Source organism: Paenibacillus glucanolyticus (assembly GCF_037333485.1).
GTDB classification, from domain to species: domain Bacteria; phylum Bacillota; class Bacilli; order Paenibacillales; family Paenibacillaceae; genus Paenibacillus_AQ; species Paenibacillus_AQ glucanolyticus.
Genome location: NZ_CP147845.1, coordinates 1,349,607 through 1,375,463, shown reverse-complemented (window position 1 = coordinate 1,375,463; position 25,857 = coordinate 1,349,607). Strand labels below are relative to the sequence as shown.

The following is a 25,857-nucleotide window of genomic DNA, read 5'->3' as shown; positions in this document are numbered from 1 at the left end:
TGATTTAATTATGTCTGGGCTATCGAAATAAATCTAGAAATGCGTTATAATTCTCATGAAAGTGACATGTGATAATAATCATTGAGGTGATATACAGATGAAGAGCACAGGAGCCGTCTTGGGATATTTGTCCTCCAGTGCGCCACCGTCATGGTTCATGAACTCCATTGCCTTCTGGGGATGGGTTATGCTTGGACTGATGGGCATCGGCGGATTTTTCATGTTCCGCAAGTTTCTGAAAGTGCTTCCCAAAGCAGACGGCAAATCCAAGCTGGATTGGCAGAACTACTGGGTCGAGCGAAGCCGCCCGCTGTGGACTGATGAAGCCAAGGCCTTTCTGGACGAGCTGGTGCAGCCCGTTCCGGGACCATTCCGGGATATTGCCAAACACTCCATTGCAGCGGAGATTGGCAAGATTGCTATTGAGGACCATGCCAAAGCAGTGACAAAAGACCACTGCATCAAAGGTTATATCGTGGCTACGCCAAAGCGGGATTACAAATTCTTGATGAATTTCCTCCAGAAGAAGGAAATTGACTACAAGCCTTATCAGCATTTGATTAATAAGTAATGATACAGCCTTAAATGGAACAACGGTGCTTGTCCTCACTGTGGGACAAGCACCGTATAGTCCAGAAGATAATTCCCCCTAGTCCTCATCCAGAGGATCAGGGGGATTCGTTTTTTAATTTCATGCTTTCCTTTAGCGATAACCAACCAATTTACAATTGATAAGGAAGAGACCTTGAAACGCTAAAAAAGAAATTAATGATCTAATGAATGAATGATTTATTTGAAGACTATAGCGGAGTCTTAACAAAACTATGGTTTGATAACTTAAGGGCTGCAACATATCCTACTACTGGAGGGGGACAGTGGTTGTACAATTTTTCGAGGGAACACTTTAAAAGGCATTAACAAAGGTACCCTTCCCGCCAATGGCTTTGTATATTCTGTTTACAGCCATGTAGGAAATGTAACAAATCGATTAGGACTAACTCCCATTACTTGGTAAAATATGATTTTTCTCGCAACATATCCCCACACCCAGCCGTCTAAAGTATTAAGAACATAATATTTAACTAAGTGGGGAGGAACAATTGTTATGAATTTTAAAAAAATTATAATCACCTTTCTTATTATAATTTGTAGTGCAGGTTGTGGAAATATTGAGCAAACAAGCAACCCTGAAAATAACTCTAAAGTTATAGAGGGGGATGAAGTGAAGGTTACTTCTGACATTAGTGGATATATCGTTGATATTTCAGATAATAGAATCCTAGTAGTAGGTGGAGAAATAGTTGAAGAGGATCTGAATAAACTAAGCATTAATGAAATATTGACAAAAGCTTCACCAGACGCGACTTGGTTAATTATACCTGAAGGTCAAAAGTTAGACGACTACTCGGTCGGTAATCAAGTTGATGTATGGACTACTGGGAAGATCGATACTTCTTATCCGGCTCAAGGTAAAGCAACTAAAATTGTAATTGAATCAGAATAACTGTTATGAAATTGAGCTATCATAAAATCGTGTCACAAACAAATCTCACCACTGACTGTCCCGTATACGGTAAATAATCCGTACCAATGATTGGCGGTACTGGTCGCTTGTATTACCTTTTAGTCTTTTTTATAAATCTCTTTTTTTTCATTTAGAAAGTTAGCATTCTCATAGAACTCATAGAATATATTGGAAGTTCATGGATACGACTGAAGAGTCTATTTTACAACAGGAGTTTCAAAAACTAAGTGAAAGAAAAAGGACCACACCCTATGGTGCTCATTTGAACGAAGAAATAGAACAGTTAGTCCTATTTTATAAACATCGCCTGTAAGAAATATATTAAGAGGCTATTTTGCGAGCAAAAGAAAAGAGAGGTTTTGTCCTCTCCCTAATAATTACTTATATAATCTACAAATTCTCTTAATTCTTCACTCACCCAATCTAATAATTCTTCTTCTCTCTGAAGATTTCGATACTTACAAACTTCGTTACCGTATAACTCATGATTGCGACAGTAATAATAATGATGTGTCTGGCGACTTGTCTTTTGTACTTTTTTTCTTAATCTACCTCCACATTGACACTTCAATAGATTGCTAAAATGGTGAGCTGTGGAGAATCTTGAATCCACACCCTTCACCATATTCTTAACTTTTGGCCTGGCTTCTCTTTCTATTTGCGCAGATTTAAAAGTTTCATCTGTTATTATTCGCAGGGACTCATCATCTATTTTTATCTGTTTGTCTTCAGGGATCTTTTCAATCAATCCCAACTCCTAAATGAAAGCTAATGTTGGTCTTCCAAAAAAGGTTAAGGTATAATATGTGTATTATTGGACTTTGCGTTATTACCTCTGCCAAGGTATTAACGCTTTTTCTTTTTTGTGATTCCTGTATCCGAAGTTGCACTCCATCCGATTTAATCCCAAGAAACATTTTGAGTTCGTTCCAATCGAGCCATGAATATGGTCTTAATTTGGAAGCTTTCTGCAATTAACTACCGAGACTATAGTCGCACTTCCATTCACTAAATATATATATTTTTTCCAGTTTATTTGTTACTATAAGAGAGTAAATTCTATAATTATATAGACTGAATTTTTGATTTACATGCGGACACACAGCCGATTGATGACCTCCATGGACTTGGCATTTACACGTTTCATGAAGGCGGCTACGTTGATGCGAATGTGATAAAACTTCTTGTAAAATACGTTATGAATTACATCGCTTTTCAGCCACTTCCATAAGCCTTCAATCAAGTTCAGATCCGGGGAGTATTTCGGCAGAAAAACGAACTGCAACCGTTTATGTTTTCGCAAGTAGGCTTGTACTTGAGCGGAACGATGAATTCGGCCATTATCCAGAACCATCACGATTTTGCCTTCAGGATATGCCTCCAGCACAGCATTAAGAAACTGGATAAAAGCAGGAGCATCATACCGCTCGCCGTCACGGTAAAGCACGTGTCCGGTCTCATAGTTCAATACGCCAAACAGCTTCGCACCTTCATGGCGGCCATAAGTCGGAACCTTTCGCTGCTGCCCCACAGGGAACCAGTTATATTGCAGCGACTGATACGCACGAATCATACATTCGTCTTCAAACAGCAAATGGTCGATCTCTTGGTTCATCAGCTTTTTTTTAGTGCGGGAAAGGTCACCGACTTGAACGCTTCCTGCTCCGCAGGATCGGCTAACTCCATCGTATAGGTCGCTTTGGTATGGCTGAATCCGAGCCGGTGCAGCAGGACGGACATTCCTTTTTCCGTGTAGCTTTCGCCGAACTCTCGTTCGACATAGAGCATGGCCAGTTTTAGAGTCCAGGTATACTTGGCCTCGATCCCTACGTCGACCGGGCGTTTGTTAGCAACTGTGTCTGCCAGAATCCCCTCTTGCTCGTCAGTAAGACGGCGAGGTTTGCCAGGTGAATGGCCCATCGCCAGACCTTTGATTCCATCACGCTCAAAACGATGAATGTATCCGGCGGTAGTTTTCTCTGTACGTTTGATCATCTTCGAAATGTCTTTAATTGTGTGGCCCTCAAGGCGGTGGAGAACTGCCAAATAACGTTCATACATCCGTTTGTCGGAAGTTTCACGCAACGCCAGTTCAACTCGATGCTTTTCATCAGTGATTGTCATAAGATCACGTCCTAAAATGGTTATTTTCCTTTTATTACCCCACTTAGGAACGCATGATTTGTCAAAATGCAGTTCATTAATTCAGTCTATATAGGAGGCATAAATAATGAAAAAACTTATTGTTGCAGTCACTTTTGTGTTAGGACTCACATCAGTCCTAGTAGCACCAACAAATTGACGCACAGAAAACCGCACCATCAGCAGTTGCAAAAAAGTCAAAGTAAAGCAGATAAGCTCAAGTACTATCAAAAACAAATTGATAAGTTAAAATCCGAGATAGAAAAATTACAGAGTCAAAGTTAAAACCAGGCTCCAAAGCGATGTTAGCAAGCTTAGAAAAAGAAAACGCCCTATTAGAGAAACAGAAATATTGGCTCAATAAAATTATGAGTTAGCAAAACAATAGGTTAATCGAAGGAGTCTTATGAAAAACAAATCTATTTTATCTTTAATTTTTTTCTTGATTATAACAGTTTTATCTTCCTCTGGAGCATTCGCTCATCCGGGACGAATAGATTTACCTAAGAATCAAGCTAGTGGAACACTTCAGGTCTATTACTTCGATGTAGGGCAAGGCGATTCAACGTTAATTAGAACGCCTGAAAATCAGTACATACTTATTGATGCTGGGAATAATAATCAAGGCAATAATGTTGTTAAGTATCTGAATCACCTTGGTGTGAATACACTAGATGCTGTAGTTGCTACACATCCAGACGCTGATCATATCGGCGGTTTAGATGATGTTATTAAATCGATTAATGTTAAATCTGTTTATGCTCCAAAGGTTTCACACACAACAGACACCTATAAAGATTTCTTGCTGGCTGTAAAGAACAAAGGACTTACCATAAAACAGGCTAAAAAAGATGTTACAATCCCGCTCATGGGTGTTACCGCTACCTTCTTAGCTCCCGTTAATGAATATGGCAGCGATTTAAATAAGTGGAGTGCTGTCCTAAGATTAGGGTATAAGAATAACTCCTTCCTCTTTACTGGCGACGCCGATATCAAATCCGAAACAGACATGCTTATAAACAAGTCCATATTAAAAGCAGACGTTCTTAAAGTGGGGAGTCATGGATCTATCTCATCTTCAAGTAAGAAATTTATAGACGCAGTAAAGCCGAGGTATGCAATCATCAGTGTAGGAAAGAATAGTTACGGTCATCCGAATGCAGGTATCCTGTCTCGCCTCAAAGATGCTGGCGCTGCTGTAATGCGAACTGACCAAAAAGGAACAATTACGGCTATCAGTAACGGATCTACAATAACTTTTACTACAACAAAGGGTGCGAAATGAGAAAAGGAATAATAGATCGATTTGAAGGAAGCTTTGCTGTTGTAGAAATTGAAGGTAGTACAGAGGACATTCCAAAAGAACTGCTTCCTTATGATTGCAGTGTGGGTAATGTGCTTACCATTAGCGATAATAAAATTACAGTTGATAAAACAGAAACCTTGAAACGTAAAGAAGAGTTTTGATGATCTAATGAATGAATTATTTGAAGACTAGTAAAAACAAAAACAAGCCTGATGTTTAGTGAAGTGACCCCCAGGTAGTGGAATATTTTTCCGGTTGGCAGATGCGACGATGTCGTCATATTCTGAAGGAGTAGCCCCCAAAAAAAAATTTAAGGGTAGCTTTTTTGATGCTGGTTGAGAAAGACTTTTCCGAGAAATATCGGAATATTACTAATACATAAGCAATCATCGATTCTAAGCCCTGATTCCTTTAAATACTCAATGAAATTTCACTTAAAGGTCTCCACCATCTGGAGACCTTTTATGTGTAAGTGATTTAAATTAAAAACACTTCTCATAAAACTAATGAAGTTAACATAAGCATGCATCATTAAATATGGGCTTCGGAAGTATTTAAATCTCTGTCTACTATTTTATCCCCTATCAATATAACCCGCTACGCAAGGTAAACGACCAGCCTGCAATAACAAAGGCATCCCCCTCCTTCAGGGGGTATTCTTTATACGGCACCATGGACTCTCCCTTTAAAATCGTACCGTTTCTTGAACCCAGGTCCTTTAATACGTATTCTCCACCTTCACGCGAGAGCTCGACATGTGCCCGCGAAGTTCCCACACCCTGAGCAACAAATTGCGCGACATCAGGGGATCTGCCGATGATAAAATGGGGTTGCGTCAATTCAATCCGCTGCGTGGCGGCTGCATTCGGTTCGTTCAGCTCCAGATAGGTTCTTGCTGAATGTGGATGAGCAGGAGGCTTCGTTTCCGGACCTAGCAGTACAGTAGCCCCTCCGCCTCCATGTGATGAAAGCACCTCCGTGCGCTGGGACAACTGAGCATAATAATCACCTTCCTCGCCATAAGAGACTGCAGGTTCAGCCTCTTGTGGATGCGAATAGGGATAGCCCTGCCCCTGCGGAGGGTAGCCTGCTTGTTTCTGATGGTCCTCTGGATGGGTTGGAGATTTGGGAACCTTCCATCTCCAGTTCTCCCTGCTCTCCCTAAGCTCCATATCTGCTGTTCCTGTTCCTGTTGTGGAGCTGGAATTTCCCGTCAGAAGACCTGATAAGGGATCTGCCTCGAAACGAGGAACGGACTTCCACTTGGAATAGCCCGGGGGGCTAAGCTCAGTTGATTCAAACATCGGTAACGATTCGGACCAATCATCTGATCTCCGGGAGAGCAGCTGGAGTTTTCCACTCCAGCCAAGCCAGGCAACAACAGCAAGGAGAAGCGTAATCATGACTGACAACGCCAGCATCAGCACACCCGGTTGACTCATATACAACAATCTCCAAACTCCCGCTGCAGCCAGTAAACATCCTAACAGAATATAGGTACGAACCGGGGAGGACTTGTCTTGCTCCGAAGCCCCAGGGTCCGTTCCATAATCCGTATCAGATGCCCAAGCAGCGTTGGAACCCGAGTCGAAATAATCCGAATGAGGGGTGTTCTTCTCTTCGCCTCTGCCCATTCTCCCAAACTTCAAATTTGTACGCTCAGTCAGACTTCGAATTAAACTCTGTTTATCCGTCTTGACGTCACTCTCCGTATGTGGCGCTGCTGTCCGGAAACGTGTCGATTCCGTAAAGGCGGAGTCAGGCTTGGAGATACCATTTGGTTGGATATCGTTATAGTATGAGGATAGTCCCTCCACTCTTGCAGGCACTGCCCCTTTCATCTGCGCTGCTGGTCGATGGTCTTCACCGTCTTCCCCTGCAAGTAATTCAACAATAAGCCTCTTAAGTCCCGGCAAATTAAAGCTTTGTTCACCGCAGTAGGACATCAGTGCCTGTATTCCTCCCCCTTTCAGCTCTGACACGGATGCGAGCAGCCTTGTCATTAGCTCCTTGAGCGATACAGGGAGTTGCTTGCTACCGGTCTCATTAGCTGCAAGTGGAACATAAGTTAAATATAGCGTGCCTAGATGAATGGAACCCTCAATAAATAGATAATCCTCATGAAGGATGTAGTTCTCCGGTTGAAGCATATACAGCTTGCTATCATCCAGAGCGGTCGCGATTTGAAGCAGCAACCCATAATATTCGGTGAGTGTCATACGCTCACTTTTTAATGATTGAGAGAGCATCTTTTTGCCGGTAATATCATATTCCAGCGTCACCTTGTAATCGACTTCTTTCATATGCAGCTTCAGAAAATGCGGAATTCTTGAAGATCGAATCATGCCCAGCTGCACATGATTAAGTTCTGATGGTTGGATTCCCTCGGCCCGGTCCAGAACCATGCTCGTTCCGCCGTTTTGCACAAAATCCCTCTTTAATCCGAACATAAGAACCGCCTCCTACATATGCAGTACAATATACGTGCTGATTACACCAGGAAGGACCGCAATCATGAAAGGAAACCGTAAGTGCTCCTCCTGATTATTACGCCACGGCAACCCACTCTTTAAAATAAAGACTCCGGCAATACTGCCAACAACTTTCCGAATTCGTTTCATCGTTTCCCTCCGCCAGAGAAGTATGATCAGGCCGACTACACCGGCACAAAGGACAGAATACATAATTGCATGAAGCGTAAACCATAGACCGGTCCAGGCACCTATGCCTCCAAACAGCTTGACGTCGCCTGCTCCAACGGCCCCTATAAAATACATGATCAACAAGATGAGGAACCCTGCTCCGAGACCCTTCAGTGAAAAGAACATTCCTTCCCATCCGTCCAGAATGCCATGATAGACAGGACCCAGCAGCATAGCTGGAACAGTCAATGCATTGGGGATTTTCATGGAACGAAGGTCTGTCAGGAAAGCCGTAATCAGATAAACGGCACAAAGTCCATAGGCAACGGCCATACGTATCAACCTCCTCTGTCGTCACTATTCGCTGGAATAGCCTTAATAGAATTTCACTTCTGTATGCACGAACGCTTCTTCAAAATGATCCTTTTAGGTCACATCTCTGGTTACATCTCTGGCCACTTCTAAGGCCACATCTCTAGTACGCTTCTTAAAGCCGTTCCTATATGCACTCATTCTTTGGAACCCAACCTATCGAAATCTTGTCTAACCCGACCTTGCAACCACCGTAAACGGCACCTCCATCCGCTGCCCGTCTGCTGTCTCAACAACAAACAGCCACGTACCCGGCGTTGTATTAAATCCCACATTCCATTCCCAGTCGATATAGCCATTCTCGTCCGCGGTCTCCCATCCCAAATATTTAGCCGTACTCTGACCGCTCTTATAATAAACGGACAATTGCGCGCTGGTTCCCGGCTCCACTTTTACTTTCACTTTTGCCTGCTTGCTCGCCACAGCCGGATTGGGCTTCTCAAGCAGTTCGATCCCCCCGCTTGTCTCCGAGCCGTCGCCGTTACCCGAATCTCCCCCTCCTTCGCCGGTATCCCCGATCCACAGCCTCTCCTGAGCCTTCGCCTGCAGCACAATTCGTTTGTTCAAGAATGGGACCCGAATGGGCAGGGCGTAGTTGACCTCAATACCGAAATAAGGACTCTCTCCACTTCTTAAATTCGGAATATGAACATTGGATACATGAATTCTGTCATAGTCCAAAAGACGATCTGGCATAAACGGCTTCAACATCGGTTTGACCACAGGATCCAGTACGGCTTCCACGGTCTGATTCTTGAGCTGCTGCAGCGGCTCCTCGCCTGAAGCTACAGCTTGCACAATCCACTCATTAACAGGTGAAGGAAGGGAGTCGCTGTAATTAGAAGCCCAATCAGCAAGCGACAACTTTGGGATTTCCCAATGGGATGTGCTGGGGGATCCGCTTTCTCCTGCCCCACCACCAACCGAGTTGCCTTGGACGGCTAGGGAAACAGGGTACATATGAGCTGCTACGGTTTTGACGGTGTCCGAAACCGTGCTCTGCAGCGCTGTCGATATCAGCGTCATTTGCACGATATATATGAGGAAAATAATAAAAAACATGAACATTGGCAGCACAAGCGCTGCTTCAACAACCATACTTCCTTGATCCGATGACGCTTGATCCTTACGGGGAGGCTTCTGTAACACCGCTAATCGTTTCATTCGAATACCCCTAATCCTAATAAGAAAAATCCGCCCTGCGATTTACAATGTAACTATTTCCCTGAACCTCATCACCGCCGCTTCCAAATACAACGCCAAGCGACTTCGTCACCCCGGGAAGAAACCATAGCCGCATGGCCGTCCTGACCTCACCTGATGCGTAGGTCGATCGTTCCGCAGGATTGATTCCGGTGTTCAGGCGAATCAATGCCAGCATTCGCGACAGCTTCCTCTCGTTATCGCTGTGAATAAACAGAAATATCCGTAAATGATCCCGGTATGTCAGCACAACGGGGACATACTTGGATAACTGAATACTCCCCGTCTGACACAACTGGATCATATCCTCTATAGCCTTTTCAATGCCATACAGTATGGCAGCAGCCAAAATAGCCAATGGATTTCCTAATTTGCTATTGACGATAAATCCTTCCATTGTCCGAACAGCAATCCTGGAGGCAAATATCTCTGCATAAGCAGCCGATATATTCCCGGCAGGGTTATGGAATCCATACAGAATATACTCCACTTCCTGATTCCCGATGGCAAATTCTTGAGCAATATCTCCGCTTGCATTAGAACCATCCACAATACCGGATAAATTCCCTATATCAAAATGCTGATAATAATGAACAGCGTACTCGTTTTGAAACAATTCGTCCCTAACACCACCAAGCACATTCCCCATGAATCCGAACATACCGTCCATATTATCCATTGCATCTTTGCCTGCTTCATAAGGATCATCATGAAGTGGTTTTCCCTTGCTCATACTGTCTGCTTCGGCATTAAATTGAAGACTTTCGTCATAGTACTGCTGCAGTTCCCGGAACTCATCCAACATAGCCTGATGCTGCCCGTTCAGTCCGTTGATCACCTCAATGACTTTCGTGGCCTGCTTCAGCTTCTGATTAGCTTGTCTCTCCATCGCCTTGCGTTCCTTATCTGATGTCCGGAATTGCTCCAATGCTGCCTGCTGCCGGTCTATTATGTTGCTGCCGCCTGAAGTTCCGTAATTGGAGATATAATTCTGTAGGGCATGGCTAGCTTCAAGCACAGCCCCTTTCATACCCTCTCCGCCCAGTGAAGATTGAAGTGAAGAGACCGCATGACCAACCTGCTGGTATAGGCTCTCCTGCCCCTCAATCTCTTGCCGGAAACTGTTCATCAATTCATCGCTGTGAACTAATTTGTCCGCCTGTTTCCGGATAGATTGAATCATCTCCGCTTCTGACCCGGATGAATCGGTTGATCCCGGTGTTACATCATTCGTGACCTGATCATACCCTTTATTGGATGAACGATTCTCCGAATCCTTGATAACCTGCTTCATCTCATCGTTCAGATTCCTTGCTTCCTCCCACAGCGTATATGCATCTTCGAGAAGTTTGTCTTTCTCCTTCTGAAACCTGCTGGCCTCACTCGAAATTTCTGAACCAATGGAAGAAATTCCGTTCTGATAAACCATAAGCTGCAGCGTGTACAGCTTCTCCTTAGGAGGCCTGTCCGCATCCTCCTGCTGTTTAGCCTTATAATCGGGGTACTGTGATGCCCCATCGGCAGCAGTAGAAATACTTCCTCCAAGCGAAGCATCGTAGATGGATCGTCCGGGCGGATCCATAACCAGCTTCGAAAGTTTGATTGCATATTCGCCTGCCCTGCGCTGCTTGACCAGCATTTCATCGAGGCCCTCTTCCCGCCTGTCATACAATTTGCGAAGCTGCTTAAGCACATCTACCGTATTAGAAGCTTCCTTCATGGACTGCGACAACGGTTTAAACTTGTTGACAAGCTCCAGCGTGAAATCAATCGGCGCTTTATACTTCATATCCTCGATAATCTGCCGGTTGAATATGTCATAGGTACCCAGCGGACGCTGCAGTTCAAGTCCTGAACTGTCGAGCTCCATTGCCATTAACCGAAATGCATCGCTTCGATCTCCTGGATTGAGGCTATCATTCAACACATTGCCCATGATCAAATCCCCGCTGCTGTCGCCAAAGGCATATAATCCATATTCCTTCTGCAGCTGCGAATCATAAGATGACATCACAGAACGTACGGCTGCTCTTGTCAGGCGTTCGCTCTGCACCTTCATGGCGGCTATACGCGAATAATCAATAAATATGGCAACAAACATGAATACAGCAGCCAATGCGATAATCAAAAAAACAGATACAGATCCATCAGACGATCGGACTCCCTGTTTTCTTCTCCGGCTCGACTTTGTTTCCTCTTGTTTCCCCATGACTATCGCGGACCTCCGAACTTTTGTAGAACTTCTCCTGCAGCAGCCTTATCCGTTCCATTGCCTCCGCCTTGAAACTTCGATCCGTAATAGCGCATCAAATCTACCGTCCGAATAAACTCGACAGGATCAACCACAATTGATTGTCCGCTTACCTTGATCTGACCGCCATCATCTAACATCCGGCTGAGCGGCGTAAGCGATACTTGCTCGTTTAATGACGTTGTTACTTTTCGAATGAGCAGTTGATTGGTATACCGCATCTCTCCCGCCATACTTGACGGCACAGCCATACCTCCCTTGTACATCTTAAGCTCAGGCAGCTTTCCGCCAGCAGACTCGCCTTGCGGCAATGAGATTGACCTCGTCTCGTCTCCCCCGGCCAAACCAAATAGAGTTCCTAACACATGATCATCCGTCAACCGCCAATATAGTGAATCATGCTGCCCCAGCTCCACCGATCCCGAGGCTGAAACCTTATGGCTGTTGTCCCAGGCATACGCAGTCCGTTCGGAAGCTGCAGCTGAAGCTTGGACCAGCATAGACTGTTGATAGATATATAAGCATAGAAACAGAAGCAAAGCCGTCACCATCAACACAATGGGAAGAACCAGGGAAGCTTCAACCGTGAAGCTTCCTCTCTCGTCCTTCCATTTCCTCGCAAGCATCTTATTCAAGGAACTCCTCGCTCTTGTTATTCACAGAATCAAACAGATTATTAACCAGCGACGTAATCTGATCCTTGAATATGAGCGCAATAATTAAAATAACAACGAGGATTAGGATCATCTCGAGCGTTCCAATCCCTTTCTCATCCTTCCAAAAAGCCTTCATTCCATTCTTCATCACGGTTAGCATCATATTCATACACCGATCCCTTCTACATGTTCATCATCATAAATGCAGGTGCTCCAAGCAAAACAATTACAATCATAAAAATTACGACCATCGGCAGCACCAGCTTCGAGGAGGCCTGCTCCCCCCTTGTTCTTCCGATGGCCTTGCGCTTCTCCCACAGCACACGCGACAGATCCCGAAGCGCCATTACAAAGTCATTTCCGCCTCGACGAAAATTAAGCAGAACCGTAGTTGTAAATATCGACACTTCCTGAACGCCGCATCGTTTGTTAAACTGCTCGAAGGCTTGCTGGAACGGATGGCCTCCCTCCCATTCCAGCACCATTCTCTTAAGCTCTGCATACAGGGGATGATTAATATCCTTGTTCCGTTCTACACAGTGAATCACTGCCCTCTGCACCGTTTCTCCTGCCCCAACAAGCAGCACAATCTTGTTTAGAAGCTCCGGCAGCTCCATAATGATTTCTTGCTCGCGCAGCATCACTTTTTTATGCAGATCCTTAACCAAAGCAACGGGCAGCAATGCGCCTAACCCCAATCCTGCTATAAGCCCCATAACCTCTCCCGATAACAATGCCCATATACATCCACCGATCCAAATTAACCATGTATACGCAAGTGCCTCGGCCATAAACAGCAGCGTCAATTCTGCACTGTGGCGCAAGCCGTATATTTTCTGGACGGAGCCCTGCATCCGATAGAAGACAATCGGAATGCGCATCGGAACCTTCCCCCGCTCCAGCATGAACAGCAGAGGCGGAGCCAGCCTTTGCAGTCTCAGTCCCGCCATGGACAACTTGCTAAGACGATGGTATCGTTCGCCGCACATTTGATTCAGCACCACCCAACCACCCACAAGCAGAACCATCAGCGCACCGGATATCCATGTCAACATGCCCGCTTCACCTCCTTACACCTTGATGTTCATCATTTTGCTGATCCACAGGAAACAGCCTCCTAAAGCAGCCAATGCAAAGGTTGAAATCAAAATCCCGGCTCCGCTGTACATAGGCTCCATGTAATCGGGAGACGTCATATTCATGAACAGCAGCAGCAGGAACGGCGCAGCCAGCAGCGCCTTGGATTCAAACCGCTTCTGGGCAATCATCACGGATATCTCCTGCTGTATGTCCAGCTTTTCTCCGATGACGGAAGAGGTTCTGCGAACGACTTCAACCAGATCGCCGCCTGTTCGTTTGCACGTTGAGAAAACATCTGCGAAATTCGTAATATCCTCCATCCCTGCTCTCCGGGCAAAATCCTGCAGCGCCACTTCAATCGGTTCACCGTATTCTAATCGGGACACAATGACTTTAAGCTCAAAGATCAGATCACTGCTAGCTCCGGGATCGAGCAGCAGTAAATCCTGTACCGCATCCCTGAACCCGTTCTCTACGGAACGGCCAGCCGACAGCGATGAGGACAAAGAGTACAGAGCCTGCTTAAAGTGGAGATTCAACGTCTTGCGTCTGCGATCCAACATAAACCGGCGCCAAAACTTAGGAATCATCAAGCCGCCGGCGCCAAGCAACAATGACAAAATCAAATGGTGATAAAACAGATAACCGATGAAAGAAAACAGAACTCCGCCAAGGATGACACATGCCGCTCTTTGTCTTATCGAGAGGTGATATACACTGTAATCCGGAAGGGTGTTCGTTCGTTGAGCGGTAATTCGCTCGGCCTTCCCGCCAGCCTTACGCCGTTTCATCGCCTGCTCGCCTTGTTCCTTCTCGGAAATCGGGACTGAGCTGTGAGGCCGGTTCATTCCGCCACCCCCACGATCTTCCTCAGCGGCCAATCCGTAATCCCGGCCATTTGAAGCTTGTCCGAGCATCGAAGTGGGTTACCGCAAGGTTCAAGGCCCCCAATAACCCGGCCGGACGCTTCCCCGCTCTCACGGAATCGATACAGCGGGTTCAAGAGCACTTCCCCGCCGTTCATCCCGATCACTTCGCTAATCTCCGTTACGCGCCGCGAACGATCTCTTAGCCGCGATAAATGAACGAATACATCAATAGCCGAGCTGATTTGCTGACGGACCACACTGATTGGGAGATCCGCACTGCTCAGCACCATTGTCTCCAGGCGGCTGATCATATCCTGCGTGCTGTTGGCATGACCTGTCGACAGACTTCTATTGAGTATAAAATGGTATTCAATTGAACAATAAAAATACCCCCTAATTACAGGGGGTATTTCCTTGAGTCCGTATCATTACATAGCTTATGAATCTGCAAGCCATCATTTAGCCCTCTCCTATAGCCAAGATCAATGCAAAAGGATTGATGCTGTATATATAAATCTTCTAAAGTTAAAAGTGTTTTATTTTCAGATTTGGGTAGGACCTTTTTCAGACCATTTATGACGTTGATCAAGATATCGTGATTTTTTGCTGTTCGTTCATCGCACTCTCTTGTAACTTCAATGACTCTTTCCTTTACAGCTGTCTCAATCCATTTTGTATCCATAGCCATCTCCTCCTGTTGTTCTTCTCACAATGAACATGATATACTGCGGAAAGCATAACGTGGTACAATTTACCTTTAAAATCACCGCCCTTGAGAGGAGCATCTTAGTTGGCTTTATCCCGTAGGGATTGCCGACTTCGGATCTTACTCAGTAAAGCCGGTATGACACAAGCTGAGTTATCACGTAAAACTGGATATTCTCCTCAACAGATATCGAACTGGGTGAATGATCGCGAGAAGATGTCCTTTGAAGCGGCTGCGACTGTTGCTTATGTACTAGAGTGTCATATGGAGGAGCTTTACGAGCTTGTCTGGATTTGATCCGGTCGGCTCTCCTCGGTGAGATTCTATAGCTATAACTATACATTGTATTTCCTGATTCATCCATTGGTAAAATATTACTGGGTGATATCCCCAACACTTTCGTGTTTACTCACAATAATCCACCCAGCACCCTCTAAGCTCAAATTACTCTTCTCGGCGTAAAATAATTTCTCCCCTTTTTCTGTAATAAGGTTAATATAGCATGGCGACTTGATTTCCCTCCCATATCTCGCAACGATCTCCTTGACTTGCCTATTATTTGTAACCGCTTCACAAACTAACGAGTAAGTTTCCATGGCATGTCACCTCTGATGTGTGTTGGAATCATATTACTACGAACATAGGTTCCTATCAAGGCTTGTTTTCACTTTCACGAAAAGTTATCATGGAATATATGTTCGCATTTTAAAAGACGGGTGAGAGTAAAATGAGTATAGCAGGTGCCATTACAAGCGAAGATCGTCACTTTGTCAAACGTTATATGATCATAACTCTAGTCATTGCAGCATTCGACCGAGATAGTCGTCACATCCAGCAGCAGTTTAAGACGCCGGGGCCGTATGTGGATATTATCAAGCTAGCGACTGAGAATGCGTGGGCAGATTTACGAGATGTTAAAAAACACTTTTGGTTAAAAGGCATGAAGGTATACGAGGAAAAACGAACACCGCTTGGTATTATGGCGAAGTTTAAATGCAGGGGATACGAATCCTCATTGGAACTACTATGGGATTATATAACGGCTGAAGCTTCTATTTTAATGCGGAAGTATTTAGGGTTAGATGTTACGATATATGAGGACTCAACAATAGCAGAACATTTAAGGGAGCGATATTAATGTTGAAGGAAATAAAGATCGCTATCAACAGACAACAGCTAGTATACATACGTTTAATCAACGGGGAAACTTTACGAGGTGTGCCAGAGTCGCTATCTGACCGGGTAAAGCTAAGACAGGAGCTTGGTGCGGTGTGGATCCCGGTAGCGGATATTGATCATGTCAGCCGGTTAGTGACTCTACATAAAAATGACCCTGCCAGCGAGTAGCCAGCAGGGTCTTGTATTTTATTAGTTCTCCAGCCTTGCCGTTTTAGTTTTGTTATCCCAGCTCACGTTGACCCCGAGAGCCTCTCCAACAGCCCGAAGCGGCACATAAGTTACTCCATTCTCAAGCTTACCCTCCTTGATCTGTTTCCCGTTTACGGTGACATTTACCTTATCCCCCACCGTAACAGCCTCTTCTTTCTTCCGAAGTCCCAGGTATTTAGCGATCCCCACGACGTGTCCGGCAATTAATGCGTCAATTACATCCTGACGTTTAAGCTTGGCCGCATCGGTAACCACATCGATGAACAGGTTTTCGGTCAGGACTGCTGGCATTTTAGATTCACGGCACATGTGCAGGTTCGCTGCTTTCTGGCCACGATCAATAACACCAAACGGCTTGAGCGCCGCCATTATCTCGGTGTGAAGTACGTTCTGCAGAGAGCGTGAAGCAGCCGAAGCATTAGTATACCGGAACGATTCAAAACCTCCAGCCCCACCGCCGGCATTACAATGGATGGAAACGAGGAGATCCGCCCCAGCTTTGTTGGCTGCATCCGTCCGCTCCTTGAGCTCAAGGAATACATCTGTTGACCGGGAGAGTTCTACCTGTACTCCACCGTAATCACGTTCCAGTTGCTTTTTAATTTCGAGCGCAAGAGATAGAACAATATTCTTTTCTTGAAGCCCGTTGCCGCTAGCTCCTGGATCTTTACCACCGTGGCCTACATCAATTCTTATTCTCTTCATTTTCGGTCTGCCTCCTGACTTGACGCCACCTCAGGCAATCCTGCCAAGCTCGTCAAAAAGCTGGTGATAGTCGCCAGTAAAACCGTACCGCCTACCACATACCAATCAACTTCATTCATCACCGTAGTAGCACCAATTACACCGATTGCTGTTTGTGCTGCTGTCTTAATTGCCCGGATACCTGCCGCTTTAAACCATTTAGTTGTCATCTATGATCATCTCCTATTCTTTCATCTCATCAATTCGTTTGTGCGCTTGCTTGGCCGACTCTTCGACTCGAGTCAAACGCTCTGAAAAATCATCCATCCGCCTTCCGAGGTCCCGCAGATCCACGCGAATATCTAGTATCCCTGTCTTGATGTAAGATACGTCCGTCTGTAACGAAGCATCTGCTGTGGCCTCCGAAGCAACTTCATCTTTAAATGCTTTGGTACGTCCTACCCAACCAAGCAACATACCACTAATCGCACATATTGCACCTATGAGTGTTATCATCACATTGAGATCCACCCTTCTTCCCCCTATCTGTCTTTGAATAAAGAAAAGCCCCCGGACCACCCAAGGGCATAAAAAATACGCCTTTCGGCGTGGATCAATGCAAGATGTTAGATCATAAGACAACACCTCCTCGCAGATTAATAAGGAACCTTCCCACGAGCAAACTCATTCCCTCTCTCGGCCAGGCTATTGATGCGCTCTTGAAGCTCTCGCAGCTTATCGCGTTTCGCTTTGTTGCCCAAGTTCTTATCCTCCTGAGCAGCTCGGATCTCTTTGCGAACTTCTGACATACTCTTACTGATTCTACCCATCTCTTTCCGGAGCGGGTCGCTGTACCATTCTGGCACTTCGCGCAGGTCCCGATCAGTGTAAGCCTGGTCCAGTTTCTCCTTATAGCGATAAAACTCAGTGGAAATGTCGTTGCTATACGCGGGATCTGCTGTTACCTGTTGGGTTAAAGTGCTTCCAATATCCCCGCCTGGTGATAACAACGGCTGCCCAAGTTGACCAAGCACCCCGGTATACTGCTTCACGAGGTAATCCAACTTTTTAGGACTTTGCTCAAATGGCGTCCCGTAAGTTTTATCCCCAATCCATCGGGCAATATCGGTGGTTTTTGTATCCGCCTGTAAGCCTGGAGATAGCCTTTCAAGATACCCCGGAACAATCGGAGCACCTGAGAATGTTTGATTGGCTGCTAGATCTGCAATCGGTCCGAGGATGGTGTCACCCATTGCTCCAAGCATCCGGTCAGTGAATCCTCCTTCTTTAAGAGCCCCTGAGATTCCAGGTGGAACGAAATTTGTTCGAAGTTGGTCGGCAAAGTCGCGGAACGCTGCCGGATCGTCTTCGGCAAACTTGCGCATCAGGCGTTCTGGTAGATCCATGAACAGCGTGCCGAGTTCCTTTGGCTTGGCAATTCGAATGAACGTTCCGTCACCTCTCGGAATCAAAAGAAAATTATCTTTCACACGGTTGCTCATCGTCTGGTAATTCGGATCATCGTGGTTCACAGCATACATCACCGCTCCCGGAATGGTTAGAGCTAGGAAAGCTTTTGTTGTCGCCTTCGCAGGATTGTTCTTGTACAACCGGACTATCTGATCAATCCCCTGTATCGCAGCGTTCATATAAGGGAATATCTTATCGAGCTCCGTGATCATTTTCCCTCGCCGCTTAAAATTGACGGTAAGGTCCTGCGCTTCAAATAAGGCGCTTCTCAGATCGTCAGATAACCCACTTCTGGATGCACGTTTAAACTCAGCCAAGCGAGGAGCGGATTCCACCGCATTCATGGCATTCTCCAAGCCATAAAACAATCTTGGGCCTAAATCCTGGAGTAAGCTTTTGGGCAGGACCGATCGCTTGCTTTGTGCCAGTAGGTTTCGATTTGCCGCGATCGAAGAGGAGTGCCCGCCGCCAATCCGTTTATACTGTTTGTACAGCTCTCCGTCCTTCATAATCTGAAACGCCGCGTCCGCCATATCAGCAACAAACCGCACAGGGTTATTGGTTGTTTTAGAAGCAATGTAGGCGTGGGGAATATCTCGAAAAAGGTTCCGAGTCAAACTAAATACCGGGTTTGCTCCGGTCGTCAATGTCTTCATCTTGTTTGTCACCCAGCCGATGGCATCCATCACAAGATTGCCGGCTTTAGGGCCAAGGGCAGTAATGGCATCCAGCAGCTGTGGATCATTTACCTTCAAGTGTGTCTGCTCACCATCCATCAATACGCGTACGATATTGTCCTTGTCCAGAGCTGTTTTGCGCATAGCCTTATCAAAATCATCCGAGAACCGGGCTAGCACCTCATCCAACCCATCACCATCCATAGACAGCTTAGTCAGATCATCCAGCCGTTCAGGTTGTTTGACGATCTCCAGAAAATCAGCGAATGCTTCAGGATCTTTCTCAATATGCTTGACCGCCTGCTGCATCACCTGATTACGCTTAGCCGTCTTCACAAAGGCATCCACATTCTCAATAATCGCTTCAATAGGTGAAATGATCTTCCGCTGGGACCCAGTCTTCTCATACTTCTTGACCGGTACCGATTGATTGCCGAACCCTTTTTTAGCTCGACTTGTTCCTCCACTTCGCTTTTCCAAAGGAGAGAAGTAACGCTTATTGGGAACATAATACGGATTCGCATCGAACCAAGCTTTGGCTTGCTCAGGTGATATAATCCCCGTATCAACGAGCCAACTGTTCACCATTTGCTTGTTAAAGGTATATAACTTCTCTGCAGTCTCCTTAAACTCTGGAAATAGCTTCTCGTATTCCTCAACCTTTTGGGTACCGTATTCAGGAGTCCAGTTTAGTTTTTTGTCAAAAACCACTTCGCCCCGATCATCACGGGTAATAGCATGCTTATTTATCAGATAATCTTCGAAGTCCACATAGATCGACTTGCTTACTTTCCGAATCTGAGATTTTGTGGTGCTGTTCACACCCCCACGGACCGTCTTTGGTAAGCCTGAAAGAATCTCTTTCAATGACTCCCCAACCACCTTACCTTCACTGTCCACCAAGGCGTCCGTTACAATTTGACGAGCAGTCATATCTGCCCCACGGGTAGCCAGTGCCCGTTTATGAGTGCTCTCGGCAGCAGTCAACGGTTTATCCAAAACATCCTCCACCATCTTATCGAACTGATTCAAAGGGTGGAGATCGTCCACCAGATTCGTATAGAGCCGGTCAGCTGCTCCTGGAAAGCTAACCGGTTCACGTTCCAGACGAGTAACCAGCTGGGACCGAGTATCATTACTGAGGGAATCATAAGGATTTGTTTTTCCAAAGGCGGATATCCCAAGACCACTATTTTCTTCGAACTGACCAGGACGTAGAATCGGATCCGCGTTTGGATCAGCCGTAACCGGCAAGGGATCTGCAGGCGTGCTAGATCGTTTCGCCGCAGGTCTTCTCAGTAAGAATTCCGGGATGTCCAAAGAATCGGCAGAGCCTGTATCCGCCATAGCTGCTGTTTTCTGTGCAGTTTTTCTCGGTTTAGGCGAGCTACCTTCCCGACGTAAATCCTTTAAGCGCTGGGTCACGATTGGCTCATCGGTTACATTCAGTGCAGGATCCATCTCCCTGATACTCCCCTGGAGATTATCCCTAACACCCTGATACGCTTGTAATTGATCATCGTATCCGACCTCTTGTCTCCAGGATGGGACAAAACCACTCTCATCCTGAAAGCCGTTATCTACCCGATCTCTGGCCAGTTGATATAAATCCTTATTGCTCGGTGCCCGGCCATTCACTTTATAAAACTCCTGATACCAAAGGGGATTATTAGATATTCGCCCTGATCTCCCGACCACATCGCCTGCGGCATCTCTCTGCAAGTTGCCCTGCTCTACACCTCTTCGCGAGTCTCGAGATTCCTTGAGGAATTTATACTCCTCAATAACACGCTGCTCATACTGACTTTCCAACTCATTAAGGGTTTGGTTAATCTGCCCTACCTCAGCTCTTCCAGCTTGAGTGTTAGCTGCTTTGGCTCTTAGACCAGGAGACGCCTCTGGCAGTTCGAATGAATACGGATTTACGATCGGATCCGCCCCGTAAGTATTTTGTGACCGCGCTGCCGCTTCCCTCATTCGTGTTTGCGATCTAGGCTCCGGAAGCGCAAGAATCTCAGCAACTTCCTTCTCTGAAATTCCATTCTTCTTGAACAGTTTCGATAGGGAGCCCAATGCCATATCCCCTGCCGCACCAAGCCCAACGCCAAGCAGGGCATTTCGTGCAATCTCCTGATTACTGTCCTGACCTTGTACTAGACCAGCAGCCACGCCACCAAGCCCTCCAGTCATTGCCCCTTCAAGTCCGGTTCTTGCCAACCGGTCTGCTGTAGGCACGGACATGCGCGGAGCTAAGGAGTTAATCCCACCCGACAAGACCCGCTGTGCCTTTTGGCCAACATTCGTATTCAGGGCTTTACGCGCAACTTCAAGCGGTCCGGTTACTAGACTCTGCCCTTTAACGCCGGCAGCTGCTGGGTTAAAAGCAAGACCAGCAAAGCCGCCGATCGTGCCGGCAATATCTGCGATCTTATCAGCCTTCTTATTGCCGGTTGTTCCTGGTCTCGCAGATGGGGATCCGAGAACCGTTTCTGCTCCCGTACCAACGGCGCGAGTAACAAAGTTACCTGCATCATTGCCGTACCATAACCAGTTGTTAGCCTTAGCAAAAGGTTTAACAGAGATATCATATAGGTTGCCAAGGAACCCATCCGGGCGTTTTGCCTGAATCTCCTGGAGCCCCTTCTCATACTCCGACAATGGAGCGGGAGCCGGCGGCCCCTGCACAGGCTTAAACTTGATACCGCTGTTCTGCTCCCAGGTCTTTTGAGCCGTCTTGTCTCCCGATACCCCCTTCATTAGGGAAGAGTTTAACGGGTTAAAATCGGACGGTTTGAAGTCAGGTGTGGGCATCGTGGTTTCAGGTTCAAGGGATCGATTGCGAATAGCATCGAATACGGAAGTCGAAGATTCCTGGGCCTCTGGCCTTGGAGAATACACACGATCCAATACACGCTGCTTAGCCTCCTCGCCTTGCTTCCTGCGGTTACGTATCATATCGAATTGACTTGCCATCATCCCACCGCCTTAATACCATTTCTTTTTATCCCAATGCTCAAGTGCTTTTACCGGATTACCGTATCGATCTTTAATGTATTGGAGGCCTTTAAGCGATTGCTGATATGGATCCTCCCAGTTCACGCTGCTGCCGCCATAGTTTTTCCGAGTCGAGTTAAGGAATTGAAATAACCCAGCTGCAGAAGACTTGGAATTCTTCGCTGTTGGGTTAAAGCTGGACTCTCTGGCCACGAGCTCAAGCGTCGGCTGCAGCCAGCTGCTAGGCAGGCCAAGGTCTTGAATCGCCCTACTGATTGAAGTACTGGCCGCGTTGTAGTTTTTCGGGTTGGCTTTGGCATCTCGCTCGGCTTTATAGTAATTCTTGTAGGCCCCAACACCATTTGATGCGGTGGTGGGGCTACTCAGTTTCCCGACGAAGCCCCATACTTTTTCATAAATTTGTCGATCTCAGACTTGGTCATGCCGAGCGAATTCAAGATTTGATTAGTCTCTGCATCACTCAGTCCTGAGTCAACGACATTCAGGAACATCTGCTCACGTTTTGTCTGATCCTTCGTGATCTGTGAACCTGATTTCGTTTGATTGCCAAACTCATCCGTAGTGTAAACCGGATCCGTATACAGACTCTTCATGCTTTGCAGCACCTGGTTAGCGGACAATCCACCAGAAGCAGACTCACCAGATGGGTTAGACATTTCATAATCGAGCTGAGCCCAAGCCCGTGCGCTATCATCTTGGCTCAGGCCAATTTGTGCTTCGCGGTAGGCCTGTTGGTTCTGCTCCTGCAGCTCGGCCATCGCGTAGTTCAAGCCAAACTGACGAACATCCTCATCAAACTTCGCCCGCCATTGCTGATCGCTGATCGAATCCCTTGCCTTCTGGTAAGCGAATTCCTCTATCGTCAAATTATTGTTGAATGCCTGTTGCTGGGCCGCCATAGTCAATGGGGTGTTGCCATTCTGCGCCTGTCGGATGAGTCCTGACCAGTCGGACTGCGGACTGACCAGTCGCCCTGTTGCGTCCCATACGCCTCGAGCTGCGTCCCAATTTGCGGATTGACGTTGCATATCCATCTGTTGCCCTTGTAGAGTCCTCAATGCCGGATTATTCTGACTAGCTTGTTTAGAGTTCACATCAGCCCCGTAGAAGCTTGGGTCTATACCAAGTGCTTGAAGCTGTGATCGGATCCCGTCAGCTTGTTGGCTGAGTGCTGCTCGATCTTCACGCGAGATACCCTTTGTCTCTGCCTGGCGTTTCAAGTCCAACAGATTGCTGATTGCCTGCTTCGCTTCATTCGGAAGGTAGTTGCCAGTCAGCTGAGCTTCCTCAATCGGGTTCTGGAAGTACTCCTGATGCTGCAAACCGTACAAGTTTCCAAGGTTAGCGAGTGTATCCTGCTGGGTGCCGTAATTCATTTGCTGGACCTGTAGCGACCGGTTTGCATCATCGTTATAACGCTGATAAGCCTGGTTCATAAGCTGCGGAACAAGTGTATCCGCTAAGCTGGCCAGCGTCTTATCGCCGATCTGATTCTGGACTATCTCACTATAAGAAGACTTCCCTTGCCCCTGTGCCCGGAGTACAGCGTTTGTGTCCACCTGCTGGTCTGCGATATTTCGCTTGGCCTCTGCCAGTTGAGAAAGATAGGCCGGGTCCGACTGCGGATTATATTCGAAGGGATCCGGTGCTTTGAACTGAAAGCCGCCCATGTTATTGATGAAATCATTCATACGGTTCAGCGTATTTTCTGTTGGGCTAGTGTATGGCGTAGGCGTATTGGTAGGCTGTGGGTTGCTATTTACATTCGCGGCGGCCTGAACAAACGGACTCGTTGTCTTTTGCATATTCATGTTTCCTGCTGGGCTAAAGCTGTTCCAGGCGTTTTTGAAGTTCTGCTGATTCGTTAAAGCCGTACCCTTATTGTTATAATCAGCTTTCATGAAGTTTTTACCATCTACCGTAACGTAACCATTGGAGTAGCCGATCCGACCATTACCCACGCCTTTGCTGTTCAGTCCTTGCCTAATGCCGTAATCGTAGGTTGCCATAACACACCTCCATTTCTTCACATAAGAAAAGGACCCTCGATTGAGAGCCCATAAATAAGAAAAAGAGTCCAAAGGGACTCCCGTTATTAGCTAGATAATTTTTGGGTAATACTATCCAGGTTCTGTTTAGCGTTATTAACCTTACCTGGGGTCATCTCAGTGCAATTATAACGAGCCTCTAAGCTCTCATTATAAAGTGCCTGATACTCGATAAAAATAGTTCTTAGATGTTGGCGAATATTTCTAAATCGAATTGAATGCGTTTCAGAGTGAATCGCTTTGTCCGCCAGCTTCTTCTCGACCAAGTGGAGCGCTGTGTAAAAGTAAAGAGTTACGATCCAATCATTCGGGACTTTTTCTAGAGTGGTTAAGGCCGTTGCTACCTCAAGATTGGATGTAGATTTATCCTGATGCTGCTTACAATCCGGCATGGAACTTACGCCCTTTCTAAAATTTGCTTTGCATTTTTAGGGAGCGAGTCCACTGAAAAGCGGTTTAAGATTGAATAACGGACCTCAAAGTACTCATCCGGATATGCATCAAGCAAATCCAGTTGCACCTCTGCAATTAAATTGCTCAAGTCATCTCTATCTTCCTCGAAGACGACCAAAAAGACATGATCATTACCAGCAGGATAACAATAGACTTCTTTAGCATTTGGAAGATTACAGAGTTTTTCTCCAATCAGATCCATCATTTCAACCTCACCACCCACATTATCATTATGCGAGTCAGTATTGGTTAATTCCAGAAGATCTAAACTGATCAGATCCTTCTCGTCACTTTTTATGCTGAAATTGCCATGACTGCTGATAGATGATACCTCGGTATGCAGTGTTATCCTAGCCTTGGCCCCTATAACTGCCCATTGTTCAGCTGTAGGTCCGTTATGGGTGGCGTAATCCTTCACTGTATTCTCGACTGTCATTCTCTATCACCGTCCTCCTGACAATTTTCAAATATCCACTCAGCGAGCTTTAACGCTTGGCTTTGATTCATGGTTACTGAAAATTTCTTTTGCCGCTCCACCATTATTTCATTTTCCTCGTGGCTGAACAGTACATCCGACTTCACATTCGGATTAAGCCGTCTCTCAACTATTAAGTAAGGCATTAAAGTCTCTTCGCAAAAATCGATCACAACGTCATTATAAGGGCTTAACGTTGTGATCGTAGTGTTTGCATAAGCCCTGACATAGTCTTTGCTTTCGGTATCAATATATCGGATTACTCTATCATCTTGCATATATTTACCACCTATCAAAGGTTTTGAATTATACTATACCATTATTTAGGGGACTTTGAAAGACTTCTTATTCCTGCAGCGCAGCCAATTGTGCTTCGAGATCGGCAAGCTCTTGTTCTTGAACACTTAATTTGTCTTTGGCTTTGTTTAATGCGTTATTAATAACGGCGTAATTGTTGTCTGCAACCCCAATGACTCCTTGTTCGGCATTCCGATCAACTCTTTCTTTGAGTTCTGCGGCTTGCTTTTCCAAACCAGCTATTTCAGATTTGGTTCGATCAATCTCATATTTTTTATCTTGGATTTTCTTGTTGATTGCATCTACATCGGATGTCGCTGAACTGGAATTATTATCAACAGGTGAACTCAATGAAATCTCACCACTCTTCTCTAGTTCGATTGCACTTCCATAACCATTAGCCACTTCTCTCACTGGTAGATAACTTTTTCCCTGAATTATGACTGCTTGACCTATGGTCTCTCCGTTCAGGGTAACATTTTTAACGCCGTCAACCTTTTTACCTATCAGATTATTAACCCCACTTGCAAGCGCTGTGGTTGATACAGTGAGGAGTAAACCGATCAGGATCCCGACAAATACTTTCTTCACCGCAAT

The 25,857-nt window shown here is 45.9% G+C and carries 27 protein-coding genes and 2 pseudogenes; 6 read left to right on the top strand and 23 right to left on the bottom strand.

Translation table 11 applies throughout. The features are described 5' to 3' along the window. Positions 1 to 97 precede the first annotated feature (97 nt). Both WDY75_RS06715 and WDY75_RS06710 read left to right on the top strand, forming a co-directional pair. Positions 98 to 571, top strand: a complete 474-nt coding sequence (locus WDY75_RS06715) for a DUF2621 domain-containing protein (protein ID WP_006212347.1) — start codon at positions 98 to 100, stop codon at positions 569 to 571. Between the two features lie 534 nt (positions 572 to 1,105). Next, entirely contained in the window at positions 1,106 to 1,504 is a 399-nt protein-coding gene (locus WDY75_RS06710; protein ID WP_063480478.1) for a DUF3221 domain-containing protein, read from the top strand. A gap of 391 nt (positions 1,505 to 1,895) precedes the next feature. Here the strand turns inward: WDY75_RS06710 and WDY75_RS06705 are convergent, their stop codons facing one another. The 3 genes and pseudogenes from WDY75_RS06705 to WDY75_RS06695 all read right to left on the bottom strand — a co-directional run. Beyond that, the gene (locus WDY75_RS06705; RefSeq protein WP_063480479.1) at positions 1,896 to 2,273 is read right to left on the bottom strand and encodes a zinc ribbon domain-containing protein; all 378 of its coding nucleotides are present in this window, start codon (positions 2,271 to 2,273) and stop codon (positions 1,896 to 1,898) included. A 339-nt stretch (positions 2,274 to 2,612) separates the two neighbouring features. Then, the gene (locus tag WDY75_RS06700; RefSeq protein ID WP_231888103.1) at positions 2,613 to 3,332 is read right to left on the bottom strand and encodes an IS630 family transposase; all 720 of its coding nucleotides are present in this window, start codon (positions 3,330 to 3,332) and stop codon (positions 2,613 to 2,615) included. Next, positions 3,233 to 3,586: pseudogene (locus WDY75_RS06695) on the bottom strand (helix-turn-helix domain-containing protein); the annotation flags it as partial. The gene WDY75_RS06700 and the pseudogene WDY75_RS06695, both read right to left, overlap by 100 nt. A gap of 487 nt (positions 3,587 to 4,073) precedes the next feature. Between WDY75_RS06695 and WDY75_RS06690 the strand changes: the two are divergent. Together WDY75_RS06690 and WDY75_RS06685 are read left to right on the top strand one after the other, a co-directional pair. Further along, positions 4,074 to 4,952, top strand: coding sequence for a ComEC/Rec2 family competence protein (locus WDY75_RS06690; RefSeq protein ID WP_006212354.1), 879 nt, complete (start codon positions 4,074 to 4,076; stop codon positions 4,950 to 4,952). Beyond that, positions 4,949 to 5,134: a DUF3006 domain-containing protein gene (locus tag WDY75_RS06685; protein ID WP_006212353.1), complete on the top strand. Its 186-nt coding sequence runs from the start codon at positions 4,949 to 4,951 to the stop codon at positions 5,132 to 5,134. The genes WDY75_RS06690 and WDY75_RS06685 overlap by 4 nt, the downstream gene beginning before the upstream one ends. Positions 5,135 to 5,557: 423 nt before the next feature. On the opposite strand, the gene WDY75_RS06680 is transcribed toward WDY75_RS06685, so the two are convergent. The 10 genes and pseudogenes from WDY75_RS06680 to WDY75_RS06635 all read right to left on the bottom strand — a co-directional run bounded on the left by WDY75_RS06680 (position 5,558) and on the right by WDY75_RS06635 (position 14,728). Next, a complete protein-coding gene (locus WDY75_RS06680) occupies positions 5,558 to 7,423 on the bottom strand; it encodes a DUF6382 domain-containing protein (protein WP_063480480.1) in 1,866 nt (621 codons plus the stop codon). A 12-nt stretch (positions 7,424 to 7,435) separates the two neighbouring features. Further along, entirely contained in the window at positions 7,436 to 7,948 is a 513-nt protein-coding gene (locus tag WDY75_RS06675; RefSeq protein ID WP_006212356.1) for a prepilin peptidase, read from the bottom strand. A 210-nt stretch (positions 7,949 to 8,158) separates the two neighbouring features. Next, positions 8,159 to 9,085: a TadE/TadG family type IV pilus assembly protein gene (locus WDY75_RS06670; protein ID WP_082834455.1), complete on the bottom strand. Its 927-nt coding sequence runs from the start codon at positions 9,083 to 9,085 to the stop codon at positions 8,159 to 8,161. Positions 9,086 to 9,167: 82 nt separating this feature from the next. Beyond that, positions 9,168 to 11,399 carry a hypothetical protein gene (locus tag WDY75_RS06665; RefSeq protein ID WP_082834446.1) on the bottom strand — a complete coding sequence of 744 codons (2,232 nt, stop codon included), beginning with the start codon at positions 11,397 to 11,399 and terminating at the stop codon, positions 9,168 to 9,170. A 2-nt stretch (positions 11,400 to 11,401) separates the two neighbouring features. After that, positions 11,402 to 12,067, bottom strand: a complete 666-nt coding sequence (locus WDY75_RS06660) for a TadE/TadG family type IV pilus assembly protein (protein WP_006212358.1) — start codon at positions 12,065 to 12,067, stop codon at positions 11,402 to 11,404. Position 12,068: 1 nt separating this feature from the next. After that, the gene (locus WDY75_RS06655; RefSeq protein WP_036642627.1) at positions 12,069 to 12,260 is read right to left on the bottom strand and encodes a Flp1 family type IVb pilin; all 192 of its coding nucleotides are present in this window, start codon (positions 12,258 to 12,260) and stop codon (positions 12,069 to 12,071) included. A gap of 19 nt (positions 12,261 to 12,279) precedes the next feature. Then, positions 12,280 to 13,152, bottom strand: coding sequence for a type II secretion system F family protein (locus WDY75_RS06650; protein WP_063480482.1), 873 nt, complete (start codon positions 13,150 to 13,152; stop codon positions 12,280 to 12,282). Between the two features lie 15 nt (positions 13,153 to 13,167). Further along, positions 13,168 to 13,968, bottom strand: coding sequence for a type II secretion system F family protein (locus WDY75_RS06645; RefSeq protein WP_172964031.1), 801 nt, complete (start codon positions 13,966 to 13,968; stop codon positions 13,168 to 13,170). Positions 13,969 to 14,021: 53 nt separating this feature from the next. Next, positions 14,022 to 14,393, bottom strand: a pseudogene (locus WDY75_RS06640) (CpaF family protein); the annotation flags it as partial. 50 nt (positions 14,394 to 14,443) lie between these two features. Beyond that, positions 14,444 to 14,728: a hypothetical protein gene (locus tag WDY75_RS06635; RefSeq protein WP_338842006.1), complete on the bottom strand. Its 285-nt coding sequence runs from the start codon at positions 14,726 to 14,728 to the stop codon at positions 14,444 to 14,446. A 108-nt stretch (positions 14,729 to 14,836) separates the two neighbouring features. On the opposite strand from WDY75_RS06635, the gene WDY75_RS06630 reads away from it, so the two are divergent. Further along, a complete protein-coding gene (locus WDY75_RS06630) occupies positions 14,837 to 15,049 on the top strand; it encodes a helix-turn-helix transcriptional regulator (protein WP_338842005.1) in 213 nt (70 codons plus the stop codon). A 430-nt stretch (positions 15,050 to 15,479) separates the two neighbouring features. Beyond that, entirely contained in the window at positions 15,480 to 15,890 is a 411-nt protein-coding gene (locus WDY75_RS06625) for a hypothetical protein (RefSeq protein ID WP_338842004.1), read from the top strand. A 230-nt stretch (positions 15,891 to 16,120) separates the two neighbouring features. Here WDY75_RS06625 and WDY75_RS06620 read toward each other — a convergent pair whose 3' ends face one another. The 10 genes from WDY75_RS06620 to WDY75_RS06580 all read right to left on the bottom strand — a co-directional run bounded on the left by WDY75_RS06620 (position 16,121) and on the right by WDY75_RS06580 (position 25,851). Then, a complete protein-coding gene (locus tag WDY75_RS06620) occupies positions 16,121 to 16,846 on the bottom strand; it encodes an N-acetylmuramoyl-L-alanine amidase (RefSeq protein ID WP_338842002.1) in 726 nt (241 codons plus the stop codon). Further along, positions 16,843 to 17,055 carry a holin gene (locus WDY75_RS06615; RefSeq protein ID WP_338842001.1) on the bottom strand — a complete coding sequence of 71 codons (213 nt, stop codon included), beginning with the start codon at positions 17,053 to 17,055 and terminating at the stop codon, positions 16,843 to 16,845. Before WDY75_RS06615 ends, WDY75_RS06620 begins: the two co-directional genes overlap by 4 nt. A 13-nt stretch (positions 17,056 to 17,068) precedes the next feature. Continuing rightward, a complete protein-coding gene (locus tag WDY75_RS06610; RefSeq protein ID WP_338842000.1) occupies positions 17,069 to 17,341 on the bottom strand; it encodes a hypothetical protein in 273 nt (90 codons plus the stop codon). Positions 17,342 to 17,481: 140 nt separating this feature from the next. Continuing rightward, positions 17,482 to 21,948 (bottom strand): LPD38 domain-containing protein, encoded by a 4,467-nt coding sequence (locus WDY75_RS06605; protein WP_338841999.1) that lies wholly within the window; start codon positions 21,946 to 21,948, stop codon positions 17,482 to 17,484. 9 nt (positions 21,949 to 21,957) lie between these two features. Further along, positions 21,958 to 22,179: a transglycosylase SLT domain-containing protein gene (locus tag WDY75_RS30710; protein WP_409348317.1), complete on the bottom strand. Its 222-nt coding sequence runs from the start codon at positions 22,177 to 22,179 to the stop codon at positions 21,958 to 21,960. 170 nt (positions 22,180 to 22,349) lie between these two features. Then, positions 22,350 to 23,996: a hypothetical protein gene (locus WDY75_RS06600; RefSeq protein ID WP_338841998.1), complete on the bottom strand. Its 1,647-nt coding sequence runs from the start codon at positions 23,994 to 23,996 to the stop codon at positions 22,350 to 22,352. 86 nt (positions 23,997 to 24,082) lie between these two features. Then, positions 24,083 to 24,427 carry a hypothetical protein gene (locus WDY75_RS06595; protein WP_338841995.1) on the bottom strand — a complete coding sequence of 115 codons (345 nt, stop codon included), beginning with the start codon at positions 24,425 to 24,427 and terminating at the stop codon, positions 24,083 to 24,085. 5 nt (positions 24,428 to 24,432) lie between these two features. Continuing rightward, the gene (locus WDY75_RS06590) at positions 24,433 to 24,924 is read right to left on the bottom strand and encodes a hypothetical protein (RefSeq protein WP_338841994.1); all 492 of its coding nucleotides are present in this window, start codon (positions 24,922 to 24,924) and stop codon (positions 24,433 to 24,435) included. Further along, the gene (locus WDY75_RS06585; RefSeq protein WP_338841993.1) at positions 24,921 to 25,241 is read right to left on the bottom strand and encodes a hypothetical protein; all 321 of its coding nucleotides are present in this window, start codon (positions 25,239 to 25,241) and stop codon (positions 24,921 to 24,923) included. The genes WDY75_RS06590 and WDY75_RS06585 overlap by 4 nt, the downstream gene beginning before the upstream one ends. Positions 25,242 to 25,308: 67 nt before the next feature. Next, entirely contained in the window at positions 25,309 to 25,851 is a 543-nt protein-coding gene (locus WDY75_RS06580) for a hypothetical protein (protein ID WP_338841992.1), read from the bottom strand. Positions 25,852 to 25,857: the final 6 nt, after the last annotated feature.